This is a genomic window from Streptomyces sp. NEAU-YJ-81 (genome assembly GCF_017592595.1).
Classification (GTDB): Bacteria; Actinomycetota; Actinomycetes; order Streptomycetales; family Streptomycetaceae; genus Streptomyces; species Streptomyces hygroscopicus_B.
On sequence record NZ_JAGFNO010000019.1, the window covers coordinates 116,390 to 131,448 of the forward strand.

The 15,059-nt window shown below is 71.1% G+C and carries 18 protein-coding genes; 12 read left to right on the plus strand and 6 right to left on the minus strand.

The annotated features are described in order from the left end of the window. Positions 1 to 24: 24 nt before the first annotated feature. Together J5X86_RS32080 and J5X86_RS32085 are read right to left on the minus strand one after the other, a co-directional pair. Positions 25 to 381, minus strand: a complete 357-nt coding sequence (locus tag J5X86_RS32080; RefSeq protein ID WP_208520200.1) for a nuclear transport factor 2 family protein — start codon at positions 379 to 381, stop codon at positions 25 to 27. Between the two features lie 62 nt (positions 382 to 443). Next, a complete protein-coding gene (locus J5X86_RS32085; RefSeq protein WP_208520201.1) occupies positions 444 to 1,226 on the minus strand; it encodes an SDR family oxidoreductase in 783 nt (260 codons plus the stop codon). Positions 1,227 to 1,324: 98 nt separating this feature from the next. Here J5X86_RS32085 and J5X86_RS32090 point away from each other — a divergent pair, with 98 nt between their 5' ends. After that, positions 1,325 to 1,864, plus strand: a complete 540-nt coding sequence (locus J5X86_RS32090; RefSeq protein WP_208520202.1) for a helix-turn-helix domain-containing protein — start codon at positions 1,325 to 1,327, stop codon at positions 1,862 to 1,864. Positions 1,865 to 2,035: 171 nt separating this feature from the next. Here J5X86_RS32090 and J5X86_RS32095 read toward each other — a convergent pair whose 3' ends face one another. After that, entirely contained in the window at positions 2,036 to 2,212 is a 177-nt protein-coding gene (locus J5X86_RS32095) for a hypothetical protein (protein ID WP_208520203.1), read from the minus strand. Positions 2,213 to 2,390: 178 nt separating this feature from the next. Here J5X86_RS32095 and J5X86_RS32100 point away from each other — a divergent pair, with 178 nt between their 5' ends. Together J5X86_RS32100 and J5X86_RS32105 are read left to right on the plus strand one after the other, a co-directional pair. Further along, the gene (locus J5X86_RS32100; protein WP_208520204.1) at positions 2,391 to 3,068 is read left to right on the plus strand and encodes an SDR family oxidoreductase; all 678 of its coding nucleotides are present in this window, start codon (positions 2,391 to 2,393) and stop codon (positions 3,066 to 3,068) included. A 103-nt stretch (positions 3,069 to 3,171) separates the two neighbouring features. Next, positions 3,172 to 4,191, plus strand: coding sequence for a D-cysteine desulfhydrase family protein (locus tag J5X86_RS32105; RefSeq protein WP_308124789.1), 1,020 nt, complete (start codon positions 3,172 to 3,174; stop codon positions 4,189 to 4,191). Between the two features lie 94 nt (positions 4,192 to 4,285). On the opposite strand, the gene J5X86_RS32110 is transcribed toward J5X86_RS32105, so the two are convergent. Next, complete coding sequence (locus J5X86_RS32110) at positions 4,286 to 5,440, minus strand: YafY family protein (protein WP_208520205.1); 1,155 nt, start codon at positions 5,438 to 5,440, stop codon at positions 4,286 to 4,288. A 63-nt stretch (positions 5,441 to 5,503) separates the two neighbouring features. Here J5X86_RS32110 and J5X86_RS32115 point away from each other — a divergent pair, with 63 nt between their 5' ends. The 6 genes from J5X86_RS32115 to J5X86_RS32140 all read left to right on the plus strand — a co-directional run bounded on the left by J5X86_RS32115 (position 5,504) and on the right by J5X86_RS32140 (position 11,407). After that, on the plus strand, positions 5,504 to 6,238 hold the full coding sequence (locus J5X86_RS32115) for an alpha/beta fold hydrolase (protein ID WP_208520206.1): 735 nt from the start codon (positions 5,504 to 5,506) through the stop codon (positions 6,236 to 6,238). A gap of 88 nt (positions 6,239 to 6,326) precedes the next feature. Next, positions 6,327 to 6,890, plus strand: coding sequence for an ABATE domain-containing protein (locus tag J5X86_RS32120; protein ID WP_208520207.1), 564 nt, complete (start codon positions 6,327 to 6,329; stop codon positions 6,888 to 6,890). 118 nt (positions 6,891 to 7,008) lie between these two features. Then, on the plus strand, positions 7,009 to 7,725 hold the full coding sequence (locus J5X86_RS32125; protein WP_208520208.1) for a GntR family transcriptional regulator: 717 nt from the start codon (positions 7,009 to 7,011) through the stop codon (positions 7,723 to 7,725). Positions 7,726 to 7,834: 109 nt separating this feature from the next. Further along, entirely contained in the window at positions 7,835 to 8,842 is a 1,008-nt protein-coding gene (locus J5X86_RS32130; RefSeq protein WP_208520209.1) for an ADP-ribosylglycohydrolase family protein, read from the plus strand. A 61-nt stretch (positions 8,843 to 8,903) separates the two neighbouring features. Continuing rightward, a complete protein-coding gene (locus tag J5X86_RS32135) occupies positions 8,904 to 10,397 on the plus strand; it encodes a cytosine permease (protein ID WP_208520210.1) in 1,494 nt (497 codons plus the stop codon). Then, positions 10,394 to 11,407, plus strand: coding sequence for a PfkB family carbohydrate kinase (locus J5X86_RS32140; RefSeq protein WP_208520211.1), 1,014 nt, complete (start codon positions 10,394 to 10,396; stop codon positions 11,405 to 11,407). The genes J5X86_RS32135 and J5X86_RS32140 overlap by 4 nt, the downstream gene beginning before the upstream one ends. 52 nt (positions 11,408 to 11,459) lie before the next feature. Here J5X86_RS32140 and J5X86_RS32145 read toward each other — a convergent pair whose 3' ends face one another. Next, entirely contained in the window at positions 11,460 to 12,140 is a 681-nt protein-coding gene (locus J5X86_RS32145) for a TetR/AcrR family transcriptional regulator (protein WP_208520212.1), read from the minus strand. A gap of 182 nt (positions 12,141 to 12,322) precedes the next feature. On the opposite strand from J5X86_RS32145, the gene J5X86_RS32150 reads away from it, so the two are divergent. The 3 genes from J5X86_RS32150 (at position 12,323) to J5X86_RS32160 (ending at position 14,231) form a co-directional block, all read left to right on the plus strand. Beyond that, positions 12,323 to 13,024, plus strand: a complete 702-nt coding sequence (locus tag J5X86_RS32150; protein WP_208520213.1) for an SDR family oxidoreductase — start codon at positions 12,323 to 12,325, stop codon at positions 13,022 to 13,024. A gap of 74 nt (positions 13,025 to 13,098) precedes the next feature. After that, a complete protein-coding gene (locus tag J5X86_RS32155; protein ID WP_208520214.1) occupies positions 13,099 to 13,521 on the plus strand; it encodes a tautomerase family protein in 423 nt (140 codons plus the stop codon). A gap of 107 nt (positions 13,522 to 13,628) precedes the next feature. Then, a complete protein-coding gene (locus tag J5X86_RS32160) occupies positions 13,629 to 14,231 on the plus strand; it encodes a DJ-1/PfpI family protein (RefSeq protein WP_240450869.1) in 603 nt (200 codons plus the stop codon). A gap of 28 nt (positions 14,232 to 14,259) precedes the next feature. Here the strand turns inward: J5X86_RS32160 and J5X86_RS32165 are convergent, their stop codons facing one another. After that, complete coding sequence (locus tag J5X86_RS32165; protein WP_208520216.1) at positions 14,260 to 15,027, minus strand: siderophore-interacting protein; 768 nt, start codon at positions 15,025 to 15,027, stop codon at positions 14,260 to 14,262. Positions 15,028 to 15,059 lie beyond the last annotated feature (32 nt).

Genomic DNA, 15,059 nt, shown 5'->3' on the forward strand with positions numbered 1-15,059 from the left:
CAGGCGCCGCCACGGCGCGGTGCGTCAGGGGGCGATGGTGAGGTGGCTGATCAGGCCCTGGTCCAGGGTGAAGCGATAGTGAAGGTCGACGGTGCCGCCGGGGAAGTCGCCCTCGAGATGCTGGGTGACGGTGTAGCGGTCCGGGCCGTCGTGCTCGGTCCCGATGAGCGTGGTGGTGTACGTGTACTCGGAGGTGGCACGGTCCAGCCACCGCTCGATGGCCGGGATCCCCTCGTAGGTGCGGCCGTCGTCGGTGACGGTCGCGCCCGGCGTCAGGGTGGCTGAGGCCGCGGGCACGTCGTGCTCGTTGTGTGCCGTCAGATACCGCTTGACGACGTCGGGCAGGTCGGTGGCATCGAAGGGCGTGGTGTCGTCGGTCATGGCTGCCTCGCTGATGGTTTTCTGAGGGATGGTGCTCGGGCCGTTCCCGGACGGGACGGCTCTCAGAGCGCGGGAACGGTGCCGCCGTCGATGACATGTTCGGCGCCGACGATGGCGGAAGCCCGGTCGGAGACGAGGAAGGCGACGAGCTCGGCGACTTCTTCAGGCCGGTTGGGGCGCCCGAGGGGGATGCCGCCGAGGGAATCCATGAGCGACGCCAGAGCGGTTTCCCGGTCGCCGGTCTTCTGGGCGATGCGGTCGATGAGCGCGTCCGCCGCACTGGTCTGGATGAAGCCGGGGGAGACCGTGTTCACCCGCACACCGAGCGGTGCCACTTGGTTCGCCAGGCCCTTGCTGTAGGTGCTGAGAGCCGCCTTGGCGGAGGCGTAGGCCAGCGTGCCGTTCCACAGTGGCATCCGGCGCTGGATCGAGGAGACGTGGACCACCGCACCCCGGCCACGTTCGATCATGCCCGGGATCAGGGCGCGGTCCAGGCGGACGGCGGCGAGCAGGTTGTGGTTGAGCTCCTGCTGCCAGATCTCCTCGGACATCGCCTCGAAGCCGCCGGCGGGCGCGGCCGAGCCGCCGAGAGTATGGACCAGGATGTCCGTGCGGCCGAGGCGCCGATTCGTCTCCCGTACGACGTGTTCGACGCCTTCCGGTGTGGTCAGGTCGGCGCCGATGAAGTCTTCGTCGGGGACGTCCTCGGGCTTGGAGCGGGCGGTGACCAGCACGGTCGCACCGGCCGTACGCAGCCGGGCCGCGATCGCCGCTCCGGCACCCTTGGTGCCACCGGTGACGAGTGCGCGACGGCCGGCGAGAGAGTCATCGAGGTAGGTGGGCAAGGCTGTCCGTTCCGGGACGCACGCGAGCGCGTCCCTTGCGACTGCTAAAATAGAAGCAAGTAACTTTCACTTTAGCAGTAACTCGGGAGGGTGTCGCGATGGCAAGCCGGATCAGGCTGGAGGACCGTGAGTGTCCGCTGTCGACCACGGTTCAGCACGTGGGGGAGTGGTGGACGCTGCTGATCCTCCACGACGCCTTCGACGGCTACACGCGCTTCGACCAGTTCCAGCAGAGTCTGAACATCTCCACCAGCATGCTCACCACGCGCCTGAAGACCCTGGTGGCGGACGGCCTCCTGGAGCGGCGCCCCTACCAGACCAACCCGGTGCGCCATGAATACGTGCTGACCGAACGCGGCCGTTCCCTGCGGCCCGTGGTCGTCGCCCTGGCCGCCTGGGGCAATCAGCACCTCGCGCCGGAGGAGCGCGCCATGATCCTGGTCGACGCCCGGACCGGCGAGGAGGTGGAGCCCGTCGTGGTGGACGCGCGCACCGGCCGAAGCCTCGACGACGGCGAGACCTTCGTCTTCACCGCGGGGCCGGCCGCCAGCGACGCGATGCGTGCCCGGTACGTCGAACTCGACCGGCAGCGTCCCGCGCACGCCCCGGAGGCGCGCGACGGGGGCCTGCCCGGCTGATCGGGCGTCTCGCCGAGGTGAGGTGCTACCCGGCGGATGGGAACGAAACGCGGATCAGAAGACCTGGACGAAGCAGCCGAGCGCGATGGCCACGATGGCCACGGCCACTGCGGTCGCCCTCAAAACTCTCGCTGTCAGCACGGGAATCCTTCCTCGCGCGAGCGGCTGGGCTCACAGACAGTAGCGAACGAGCCACTCGTCGGGGTTGTACGTGTCCTTCGCGGGGTCCGGCGCTATGGCCGCCCTCTCCTCCACAGTGTCCTCCAGACGGATCCGCTCCGGCAGCTTGCTGAACCGGGCACGGCGCGCCGTCTCCGCGGCATCCGGCACTTCCCGCTTATCCGACATCGCATCGTTCCTTGTCGTTTCGATGGTCCAACGATGGTCGCAGCCGCATGCGTCACCGGTCAAGTAGGTGACGCAATGGGAATCGCGCCTTGTACTGGCCGCGCTTCAGTAGCGGGGCCGTGAGCGAGCCGGCGCGGTCCAGGTTCTATATGCATAGCCCGAGGAAAGAGAGAACGCGATGGACATCAAAGGATCAGTCGCCCTGGTCACGGGAGCCAATCGCGGTATCGGCCGCGCGTTCGCCCGGGCGCTGCTTGAGCACGGCGCCGCGAAGGTCTACGCCGGTGTCCGCGATCCGGCCCGCGTGGTCGACCAGGACCTCACTCCGCTGCGTCTGGACGTCACCAAGCCGCAGCAGATCGCCGAGGCCGCTGCCATCGCGGACGATGTCAGCATCGTGATCAACAACGCGGGCGTCGGAGGCTCCGGCACGGGACTCCTGGAGGGCGACTTCGAGGCCGCCCATCAGGCGATGGAGGTCAACTACTTCGGCACCTGGGCCGTTTCCCGGGCGTTCGCCCCGATCCTCGCCCGCAACGGCGGTGGGCTGGCGTCCTGGGTCGGGCAGCCCGGCTTCCCCGGATACGCGGCCTCCAAGGCGGCGCAGTGGTCGTTGACGGACGCGCTGCGCAAGGGACTTCAGGAACAGCGCACGCTCGTGGTGGGGGTCCACTCCAGTTTCGTGGACACGGACCTCAGCTCCTGGGTGGACGCGCCGAAGATCACCGCGGCCGACGTGGCGGAACAGACCATGGAAGCCCTGGCGAACGACTGGTGGGAAGTTCTCGCCGACGACGAGACCAGGCAGGCCAAGGCCGCCTTGTCGCAACCTCTTCACGCCGAACCCGGTAGGTGATGTGTCGCACCGGCCGCGCGTCGGCGATTGTGTTCCCGCGTCCGTCCAACGGCCGTTTCTCCCACCCGGATATCCCTCAGCGCAGCGAGCGAAGGCGGCGATCGTGTCAGAAGAGCGTCAGGAAACCACGTGGCGTCAGGAAACCACGCGGGTCGAGCTGATGAGCCGGCCCACACCGCTGGAGGCCGCGCCGCGGCTGGCCCGTGCGATCGGACTGGAGCCCGGTGATCTATGGGTCAAGCGTGACGATCTGATCGGGCTGGGCGGCGGGGGCAACAAGGTCCGCAAGCTGGAGTGGACGGCCGGGGCCGCCCGCGCCGAGGGCGCCACCACGCTGGTGACCAGCGGGGCCGCGCAGAGCAACCACGCCCGCCTGACGGCCGCGGCCGGGGCACGGCTGGGCATGGACGTGGTCCTTGTCCTCGCCGGTGCGCCGAGCGAGGGGATGACCGGCAACATCGTGCTCGACGGTCTCTTCGGCGCCCGCGTCGTATGGGCGGGGGAGGTGAGCGAGGCCGAACTCGCGGCGGCCGTGGAGGACGTGGCCGCGGACCTGCGCGAGCGGGGCGCCCGCCCTGCCGTGATCCCCTTCGGCGGATCCAGTGTGCTGGGTGCCCGGGGTTATGCCGAGGCGGGGACGGAACTCCTGGAACAGGCCCCCGACCTGGCCACGGCGGTCGTGGCGGTCGGATCGGGCGGCACCATGGCCGGTCTCGTCCACGCCCTCGGAGCCGAGCGGGTGCTGGGGGTGCACTGCGGAGCCATCGCCGATCCCGAGCACACCGTCGGCCACCTGGTCGACGGGCTGGCCGGACAGCCCGCGGCCACGTCCCTGCGGCTGCGCCTGGATCAGGTCGGTCCCGGCTACTCCGCGCTCACCGAACCGGTCATGGACGCCATCACCACCGCGGCCCGCACCGAAGGCATCGTCCTCGACCCCGTCTACACCGGCCGTGCCCTGGCCGGTCTCATCGCGGCCGTCCACGACGGGCAGGTGCGCCCCGGGCAGCGCACGGTCTTCCTGCACACCGGCGGTCTGCCCGGTCTGTTCGGGCACACCGAGGCGCTGCGTCGGGCGCGTTCCGCCGTGGCCGACACCGCCGTACGGTGGCCCCGCGGCTGAGCGTCGCACCGGCTCGGCCCCGGCCCATCGGCCCGCACGGTCCTGGAGAGCCGCGCGGTCCTGGAGGGCCGTGCCCTGCAGGGACGGGCCGGTGCTACTCCGCGGGGGAGGGCGGCGGCGGGGGAGTGGCCGCCGGACGGTCCGACTCCGCACCCTCGGCGGGACCGGCGGCCGCGTCGGCGCAGGTGGCGAGTCGGCGGGCCAGGGCGCGCACATGGTCGCGCAGGGCGTCCGGGTACTCGATCACGAACGGAAGGTCCAGCCAGGCGAGCACGGAGGGCACCCACTCCAGCCGCTCGGCCCGCCATTGGACCCGCACCCATCCGCTGTCTTCCCCCTCCCCGGAGGCAGCCGGGGATCCGGTCGCCCCCGCCGCATCGCTGGTCGCCTCCGACGTACGATCCGCCTCCTCCGCCGTATCACCGGCGCCACCCTGCGCCGGGTCGGCCGGAAGCTCCCGCACCGTGGCGAGCCCGGGCGGGAGCCGGTGGCGGACCTGCTCGACCGTGCCCTGGACCCGCAGTGACACCTCGTGCAGGTAGGGCACCCCGGCGAGCCCCGACAGCACCCGGGCGGCCGGATCGAACCCCACGGGCACCTCGAACGACCCGGGCAGCACCGTCGCGGTTTCGATCCGGTCCAGCCGGAACGTGCGTACCTCGCCGCTGGCCGAGTCCGCCCCTGTCACATACCAGCGCCCGGAGTGCGCGACGATCCCGTACGGGTGCACGGTGCGTTCGCTGCGCCGCCCCTTCCAGGCGGTGTAGCTGACGGCGACCGGCCGGCGGTCCCGCGCGGCCTCCGCGAGCATCAGCAGCACGCTCGTCTCCGGGATGACCACGGGACGGGCGGGGGCGGTGAAGTCGGCGGTGGTCAGCAGCGCGTCCAGCCGACGGCCGAGCGCCTCGGGCAGCACCCGGCGCACCTTGGCGGCGGCGCTCTCCGCCGCCGCGACGGACGTGGTCACCAGCCCGGCCCGGCGCCCGGCGACCAGGCCGAGCAGCACCGCCAGCGCCTCCTCGTCGGTGAGCATCAGCGGGGGCATCCGGTAGCCGGGGGCGAGCCGGTAGCCGCCGTAGCGGCCGCGCACCGAACGGACCGGGACGTCCAGGTCGATCAGGTGGCCGATGTAGCGCCGTACGGTGCGCTCGTCCACGCCGAGCCGGTCGGCCAGGTCGGCGACGGTGCGGGTGCCACCGGCCTGCAGGATTTCCAGCAGGGCGAGCACGCGGGCGGTCGGTCGGGTCATGCCCGGAAGTATGGCGTGGATACCGGGCGGCTCCTGTCCGTTATCCCGCCTAGCGTGCGGGCCATGGCAGCCTATGTACTTCTTCCCGGGTTCTGGCTCGGGGCCTGGGCCTGGCGCGCCGTGGCGGCCGACCTGCGCGGCCGTGGACACGACGTCCATCCGCTCAGCCTGACCGGGATGGGCGAGCGGGCGCATCTGGCCCGGCCCGACACCGATGTGGAGACGCACATCACCGATGTGCTCAACCTGATCCGCTACCAGGACCTGTACGACGTGGTCCTGGTCGGGCACAGCTATGCCGGTGCGGTGGTGGTCCCGAGCGTGGCGGACCGGATGCCGGACCGGATCAAGCGGATGGTCTTCGTCGACAGCGGTCCGCTGCCGGACGGGATGTGCCACGCGGAGTTCGCCCCGCCGGAGGAGCAGAGGCGCAACGCCGAGCTGGTCCGCGAGGAGGGACACGGCCGGCAGCTGCCGCCACCGCCGTGGCAGCAACTGGCGTCCGGGGTGCCCGGGCTGCCGGACGGCACGCTCGAACGGCTGGTGCGGCTGTCGGTGCCGCAGCCGTGGGCCACCGCCACCACCCCGGTCCGGCTGACCGAGGCGTGGGAGAAGCTGCCGCGGCTGCATGTGCTGTGCGGCTTCCCGGTGGAGCAGGTCCGGGCGCGGATCGCCACCGTTCCGGCCTTCCGGCACATGGCGACCGAGAGTTCGGCGTACCGGGAGCTGCTCGGCTGGCACTGGCCGATGTTCGACCGGCCCGGCGAACTGGCGGACATCCTGCACGAGGCGGCCTGACCGGCCCGACCCACCCTTGGTGCGGCTCGCCGCCTGGCGCCGGTGGCCAGCCTTGCGAAAGATGAAAGTCACCTGTCAGGATGGTGACGTGAATCTGGAGCATGTCTTTCTGTGCGGGAACCCCGCTCTCGACTTCGCCGCGACGTTGCGCGCTCGCCGCTCGGTGCGGTTCGAGATGTTCGTGTCACCGGACCGGCTGGACGCCTGGTACCTGGAGTCCGGAATCGTCGATACCGTCTCCGCCAGTCAGCATGCCGACGTCGAGCGCGCGGTGGCCCTACGGGAGGCCGTCTACGAGCTGGTCACCGCCCGCGTCGCGGGGGATCCCTACGACGGCGAGGCACTCGCCGTGGTGAACGACACGGCCCGCAAGCCCCCCGCGGCGCCGCAACTCACCGCGAGCGGGCGGCGGACGGACGCGACATCGCAAGAGGCGCTCTCCACGGTGGCGCGGCATGCCGTCGAGCTTCTCAGCGGTCCGGATGTGCCGCTCCTCAAGGAGTGCGGCAACCCCGAATGCACCCGTGTCTACATCGACCGGTCGCGCGGCGGGCGCCGGCAGTGGTGCGGCATGGAGTCCTGTGGCAACAAGCTCAAGGCGGCCGCCTACCGTGCCCGCAAGCGGCAGGCCCAGGAGCCTGCCGCGGGGTGATGAGCACTCCGCCTGCCCATCGCTGATCACACGGCCCGCCTCGTGGCGGACGACCGTCGGCAGGATGTATGTCTTGCGACTCTAGACAGGACTGGACATGTATGGCTAACTACCGGACATGCCTAAACAGGTCCTCAAGCATCAGCGCATCGCCCGCGTTCTGGCCCGTGAGATCCACAGCGGCGCCCTGGAGCCGGGCAGCAGGCTGCCCGGCGAGCACGCGCTCACCCGGCGCTTCGCGGTCAGCAGGGCCACCGTTCGCCAGGCGCTGGACGAGCTCAGCAAGCAAGGGCTGATCTCCACCCACGCGGGCGTCGGCTCGTTCGTCACCTTCGACGGCGGCCTGCTGGACAACCGCCTGGGCTGGACCAGGGCGCTGGCCGACCAGGGCGCCCGCGTCACCACCGAGGTCCTCCGCCTCGAAGCGGTGCGCGATGCCCGGCTGGCCGGGGAACTGGGCATCGAGGGCGTCGAGTTCATGGCGCTGGACCGGTTGCGCGTGCTGCCGGAGGGCACCGCGGTCGCGCTGGAGCGCAGCAGGGTTCCGATGGCCCCGGCCCTGGCCGACGTCCCGCTCGGCGGGCTCCTCGACGGCTCGCTGACCAAGACCCTCGCCGCGGTCGGTATCCGCGCCACCCACGGGGACGAGTGGGCCTCCGTACGGCAACTGGCCACCGACGAGGCGACACTGCTCCGCCGCCGGGAGGGCGAGGTGTGGCTCAACACCCGCCGGGTCAGCCGCGGAGCCGATGGCCAGATCGTCGAGCAGGTGACCAGCCTGCTGGACCCCGCCCGCTTCCAACTGCACCTCGGCTTCGGCGAGCAGCCCCAATGAGGCCGCCAATGAGGTCCCCAATGAGGCTCTCCACGAGGCCCCTGATGGGATCGCACGCGGCGCCCGCCCTCCCCGACGTAACGCCTCCGCGCACCGACAGGAATCCCGAATGAACCACCAGCACGACCGCGCGCTCGGCGCCCTCTACGGCCTGGCGATGGGCGACGCCCTCGGTATGCCCACCCAGATCATGTCCCGGCCGTCCATCGTCGCCCGGTTCGGCACCGTCACCGGTTTCGAGCCCGGACCCGAAGACAACCCGGTGAGCGCCGGAATGCCCGCCGGTTCGGTCACGGACGACACCGATCAGGCCGTCATCGTCGGCCGGCTGCTGACCGGGTCCGGCGGGCGGATCGAACCGCTGCGGCTCGCGCACGAGCTCCTGGAGTGGGAGCGCGCCATGAAGGCCAAGGGCTCCTTCGACCTGCTCGGCCCCTCCACCAAGGCGGCCCTGGAGGCCGTGTCCCGCGGCGTACCGCCGGAGGAGGCAGGCAAGTCCGGTGCCACCAACGGTGCGGCGATGCGGATCACCCCCGTCGGCGTCGCCTTCCCCGATACCCCGCTGGCGCCCTTCCTCGACCGGGTCGCGGAGGCGTGCCAGGTCACCCATGACACCTCCATCGGCATCGCCTCCGCCGCCGCCGTGGCCGCCGCGGTGAGCCGTGGCATCGACGGCGGCGATCTGGAGGACGCCGTCGGCGCGGCGGTCACGGCGGCCGCGGCAGGGGCCGAGCGCGGCCACTGGGTCGCCGGCGCCGATATCGCCGCCCGCATCGGCTGGGCCGTGGACCTGGTCCGCGGTCTGCCCGAGCGGCAGGCCCTGGACCGCGTCTGCGACCTGGTCGGCACCAGCGTCGCCAGCCAGGAGTCGGTCCCGGCCGCCTTCGCCGTACTGGCCCTCGCCGAGGGTGAGCCGTGGCGGGCCTGTCTGCTGGCGGCCAACCTCGGCGGTGACTGCGACACCATCGGCGCCATAGCCGGTGCCATAGCCGGTGCCGTCAGCGGGGCCTCGGGCCTGCCCGACGAAGCCCTCGCCACTCTGCGCTCGGTCAACGGTCTCGATCTGGAACCGCTGGCCACGGCCCTGCTCGCGCTGCGCGCCGGCACGGCCGAGTGACCCCCACGCCCGCCCTCACATCCGCACCGGAGCGCCCCCGGACAGAAAGACAGGTACCACCATGGCGGCTTCAGAGAACGACCGCGTCGGCTCCGTGGAGACCCGAGGCATCGAGCCGGTTCCGGACGCCGAGCGCCACGGCCACGCGAGCCAGATGTTCTGGACCTGGTTCGCCGCGAACATCAGCATCCTCGGTCTGCCGCTCGGCGCGGCCCTGGTCAGCTTCCGCGGCCTGAACATATGGCAGGCGGCCGTCGTGGCCATTCTCGGGGCCTTCGGCTCCTTCGCCCTGGTAGGCGCCCTCAGCATCGCGGGGAAGCGGGGCGGAGCGCCCGCCCTCACCCTCTCCCGCGCGGTGTTCGGGGTCCGCGGCAACGCCGGCCCCACGCTGGTCACCTGGATGAGCAGGCTCGGCTGGGAGACCATCAACACCACCACGGCCGCCTTCGCCCTGCTGGCGCTGCTCGACGCCGCCTTCGGCATCCGGCGGAACACCGTCCTCACCGTGGTGTGTCTGCTGGTCTTCATCGGCTGCACGCTGCTGATCAGCGGCCTGGGCCACGCCACCATCATGTGGATCAACAGGTGGGCCAGCTATATCTTCGGTCTGCTCAACCTGGTCGTGATCATCTTCCTCGCGACCACCGTGGACTGGGACAAGGTCTTCCACGCCCCGGTCGGGTCGGTGAGTTCGATGGTCGTGGGCGTCGGCATGATCGCCGCCGGTACCGGGATCGGCTGGGCCAACACGGGCGCCGACTACGCCCGTTACCTGCCCCGGCGGATTCCGGGTGGCAGGCTGGTGGCCGCTTCCGCCTTCGGCGCCGGTATCCCGCTGGTCGTGCTGATCTCGCTGGGTTCACTCCTCGCGGCGGGAGAACCGAATCTCGCCTCCGCCTCCGACCCCGTCTCGGCGATCAACACGATGCTGCCGTCGTGGATGTCCATCCCGTATCTGATCGCCGCGTTCGGCGGACTGCTGCTCTCCAACCACCTGTCCGTCTACTCGGCCGGACTCACCATGATCACCCTGGGCATACGGGTCCGGCGCACCCTCGCCGTCGGCCTGGACGTGGTCGTCACCTTCGCGGGCGGGATCTACTTCATCCTGATCGCCAAGGACTTCTACGGCCCGTTCATCACCTTCCTCACGCTCCTCGCCGTCCCCATCAACGCCTGGGTGGGCGTCTTCGCGGTCGACCTGATACTCCGCCGGTCCTATGACGGCGCGGCGCTGATGGACGTCGGCCGGTCCAGCCGCTACTGGTTCCGGGGCGGTATCGCCTGGGCCGCGATGATCGCCTGGGCGGCGGCCATCGTGGTGGGCCTGCTGTTCACCGAGGCGAGCACCAGCGCGACCGACGTGTGGTTCTCCGGGCCGCTGTCCCATAGCTGGATCGGGTCCAACGGGCTGGGGTGGGTGGTGACCCTGCTGCTCGCCGCCGCCATCTACACCGTGCTGCGCAGGTTCGACGGCACCGTCCGCGAGGAGGCGTCCGGGCAGCGTTCCCAGCAGCAGGTGCTGCCCGCCCCGGCCGCGCGGGAGGTCTCATGAGCGGCTACGACGTCGTCCTCGGCGGCGCTCCCGGCGAGGTCACGGGCGGCCGACTGGTCCTGCTCGGCAACGCCATCGTCGACCTCGTGATGCGGGTGCCCGCACTGCCCGAACGCGGCGGCGACATCGTCTCCACGGACACCACCCTCACCACGGGCGGCGGATTCAACGTCCTCACCGCCGCCCGCCGGCTGGGCCTGCCGGCTGTGTACGCGGGCGCCCACGGCACCGGGCCGTTCGGCGACCGGGTGCGGGCCGACCTCGCCCGGGAAGGCATCGAGATGGTGCTGGCTCCGGTCGCGGAGGAGGACACCGGGTTCTGCGTCGCCTTCGTCGACGGCGGCGGCGAGCGCACCTTCGCCACCAGCCTCGGAGCCGAGGCCCGGCTGACCGAGGCCCACGCGACGTCCGTGCTCGCCACGCTGCGCCCCGGCGACATGGTGCAGATCTCCGGCTACGGGCTCGCCTACCCGGTCAACGGCCCGGTTCTGGCCTCGCTCGTCGCGCGGCTGCCGGAACACATCCGGGTCTTCCTCGATCCGGGTCCCCTGGCCGACCAGATCCCGGACGAGGTGCTGGCACCCGTTCTGGGGCGCTGCGACTGGGTCAGCTGCAACCAGCGTGAGGGGCGGCTGCTGACCGGCCGGGACGACGCCCAGGAGGCCGCGGCGGCGCTCGCCGCCCGGCTGGGCCCGCGCACCGGTGTGCTTCTGCGGGCCGACGCGGCCGGCTGCTGGCTGGTCCCGCCCGGCGGAGAGGCCCTGCACATCCCCGGCCGCCGGGTGACCGCGGTCGACAGCAACGGCGCGGGCGACGCCCATACGGGAGCGTTCCTGGCCCTCCTCGGCCACGGGCTTGACCCGAGCACCGCCGTACGAGGCGCCAACGCCGCGGCCGCCTTCGCGGTCACCCGGCACGGCCCCGCCACCGGACCGACCCTCGGCGAGCTGCTGGACTTCCTCGACGGCGAGCCCCTCGCGGCGCGGCTGTCCTCGGCGCTCGGGCGGTAGTCGGCGCGCGCTCGCGTCACGGAGGCCCGCCCCCGTGACGCGAGCGCGCGTTTCACCCGGCGGTCTCCGAAGTGCCCTTCCCGCCGGGGGAGTACTCATCGTCGCCGAGGACGTGGTCGCGTACCGCGGTCAGGATGCGGTCCGACAGGTCGTCGCCCGCGCAGGCCCGTGACAGGACCAATGCCCCGATCATGGTGGACAGTTCGACCAGAATCGTCCCTTCGTCCGGCGAGGTGTCGCCGGACTTTCTCGTGAGTCGCTCCATTCCGTCGACCAGGTTGCGCATGCCATCGGCGTAGGCACGCCGCAGCGGGTCGCCGGGCTCCGCGCGCGCGGCGTCCACCGCCAGCGCCGCGGCGGCGCATCCCAGCGCGGGGTTGTCGCGGTGCAGGGTCGACAGATAGGTCGCCAGGAAGGCTGCCCGGGCGCCCCGGCCGCGGTCCTCGCCCGTGCCCTCGTCCGTGCCCTGGCCCGTGTCAGCGCCCGCGTCCTCGCCCTCGGCGAGGTCATTCATGGCCGCGAGGCGTTCGGCGAACGCTGCCGAGCACGCCTGGGCGATCAGATCGTCCTTCGAGGCGAAGTGGCGGTAGAACCCGCCGTGGGTCAGACCCGCCGCCGCCATCGCCTGGGGAACGCTCACCTTGTCGGCGCCGTGGGTGCGCACCAGCTTCGCGGTGGCCGCGATGACCTGCTCGCGGTGGCGCTCGGCCTCGGCTCGGGATGCTCGGGGCATGGTCGCTACTTCCTTCTGCGTAGGTTGCCGGACTCGGGTACGGGATGCCGGTACCGCACCGATGATATTTGCGACCCGTTATAGATGATGCTAGTAATCTATTTTAGCGCGCCACAGGGACGGCGGCCACGGTCCGCCGCCCCTGCCGGTTCGAGCGCGCTCTGAGACAAGGAGGGTCCGACATGGTTGCGATCGATGGTTCCGTGGTGCTGGTGACCGGAGGTCAACGTGGCATCGGCAAGGCATTCGTGGAGGCATTGCTCGAGCGTGGAGCGGCGAAGGTCTACGCGACCGCGCGGAAGCCCAGCCCCAGCGAGGACCCGCGGGTCGAGGCCGTTTCCCTGGACGTCACCGACGCGGACGCGGTCGCGGCCCTCGCCGACCGGGCCGCGGATGTGAACATCGTCATCAACAACGCGGGAGTGCTGCTGCCCTCGCCGCTGCTGACGGCGGACATGACCGATGTGGTGGCCACGTTCGAAACGAACGTCTTCGGGGCTCTGCGGGTGGCACGTGGCTTCGCCCCGGTCCTGCGGGCGAACGGCGGTGGCGCGCTGGTCGACATGCACTCCGTGCTGTCCTGGGGCGCCGGCGCGGCCGCCTACGGCGCCTCGAAGGCCGCGCTGTGGTCGATGACGAACTCCCTCCGAGTCGAGCTGGCGCCGCAGGGGACCCAGGTCGTCGGCGTGCACCTCGGTTTCGCCGACACCGACATGGTCGCCGGAATTCCGGGCCAGAAGCTCTCACCCGCCGAAGTGGCCGGGACGGTTCTGGACGGCATCGAGGACGGCGCCAGCGAGGTGCTCGTCGACGCGGTGACCCGGCAGATGAAGGCGGCACTCGCCGGACCGGTGGAGGGCCTCACCGTTCACCTCGGTCACTGACCGGCCACGGCGACATCCACCGGTCACCACCGTCGCCCATTGCCACCATCATTGCCTTCGAAGGAGAGAGAGCCATGCCCCTGTGGCACATCTACCATCCGGTCGACGCCTATTCCGCCGAGCAGAAGCGGAAATTCGCCGCGGACGTCACGGACTACTACACCCAGGTCGGTCTGCCGAAGTTCTACGTCGTCACCCTCTTCCATGACATCCCGGAGTCCTCGTTCCTGGTCGGCGGCGAGCCGTCGTACCGCACCGTCCGGGTCGTGGTCGAGCACATCGCCCGCCATTTGTCGGACCCCGAGACGAGGAAGAGGTCCGTCGAGGGGCTGGACCGCGTGCTGGCCCCTCACACCCGGGACCGCGGGCTGTACTGCGAGTTCCACATCGACGAGACACCCCGGGATCTCTGGATGATCGACGGGATGGCGCCTCCGCCCCCGCGCAGCGAAGCGGAACAGGTCTGGGCGCGTGAGAACCGGCCGCTGCCGTACTGACCGGCCGACCGTGACCGCACCACGGCAGCGCGAGGCCGCCGACGGCGATCGGCGGCCTCGTGGGAGATCCCATGGCCGAGCGGGGGCGGGTCTGGTTGGATCACGGTATGGCCCATGCGGATACGCGGAAGATCGGGATCCTGCTGTTCCCGGATGTGGAAGAGCTCGACGCCATCGGTCCATGGGAGGTGCTGTCGTACTGGACGCACACCTTCGCCGAGGACGGGTGGCAGGTGTTCTGCCTCTCCGCCGACGGCAACCCCGTGACCTGCGCGAAGGGGCTCACCGTCGAGGCACATCAGGCGATGGCCGACCTGCCCGCACTGGATGTGCTGCTGCACCCCGGCGGCCGGGGGACCCGGCCCCAGCTCGAGGATGACCAGCACCTGGAGTGGGTCCGGTCCCAGCGGCGATCGGTTCCCCTGATGACCAGCGTGTGCACGGGGTCGCTGGTCTACGCGGCGGCCGGGCTGCTGGCCGGGCGGCCCGCGACCACGCATTGGGGGTCGCTGGACCTGCTCGCGGAGCTCGACCCGACGATCGACGTACGGCCCGATGAGCGGTTCGTCGACGACGGTGACGTGATCACCTCCGCGGGGGTCTCGGCCGGTATCGACATGGCTCTCCACCTGGTCGCCCGGCTGGCCTCGCCGGAGCGCGCACGTCAGGTGCGACGTGGCATCCAGTACGACCCGCAACCACCGGTGTGAGCACACCACACCGGCGGAGCGGCAGGGGTCAGCCGGGGCTCGAGCGGCCGTGCCGCCAGTACCCGAAGAACGCGATGTCCGGCTTCGGTACGCCGCGTTCCCGCACCAGATGGCGGCGCACCCCGGTGGCCAGCCCGGCCTCCCCGGCGACCCAGGTGTAGAACCGGCCCGGCCGCAGCGACGACTTCCTGACCGCGTCGAGGGCCAGTCTGCCGGGCAGCGCGTCCGAGCCGTTCCGGGCCAGCCACCGCACCCGTACGCCTTCGGGAGTGGTGATGTCCGCGCGGATGTCGGCGGTCCCCGACACCTCCAGGAAGACCTCCGCGGCCAGTGACGCCGGAGCGTGCTCGAGGATGGCGAGGATCGCCGGCACGGCACTCTCGTCCCCGGCGAGCAGCTGCCATTCGGCATGAGCGGGCGGCAGGTAGGTCACGCCCATGTCGAAGATGCCCGCCGGATCTCCGGGCCGGGCGCGCCGGGCCCATGCGGAGGCCGGGGTGTCGCCGTGCAGGGCGAACTCGATGTCCACTTCGCCGAGTTCGGGCCGGGCGCGGCGGATGGTGAAATTGCGTACCCAGGGCCTGCGTGACTTCGGCAGCAGGAGAATCTCCGCCATCCACGCCTCGCTGGAGAGCTTCGGCATTCTCAGCCTGTCCTGCCCCTCGCGGGGAAAGAACAGCCGCACGGTCTGGTCGAAGCCGGTGGGCTTCAGATGCTCCAGCTCCGGGCCGCCGAGCGTGATGGTCGAGAATCCGGGTGTCAGCTTGGTGTTCCCGCGTACCTCCAGCGTGATCATTCGCCGTGATTCGGGTGTGCGCACCTTGGGCA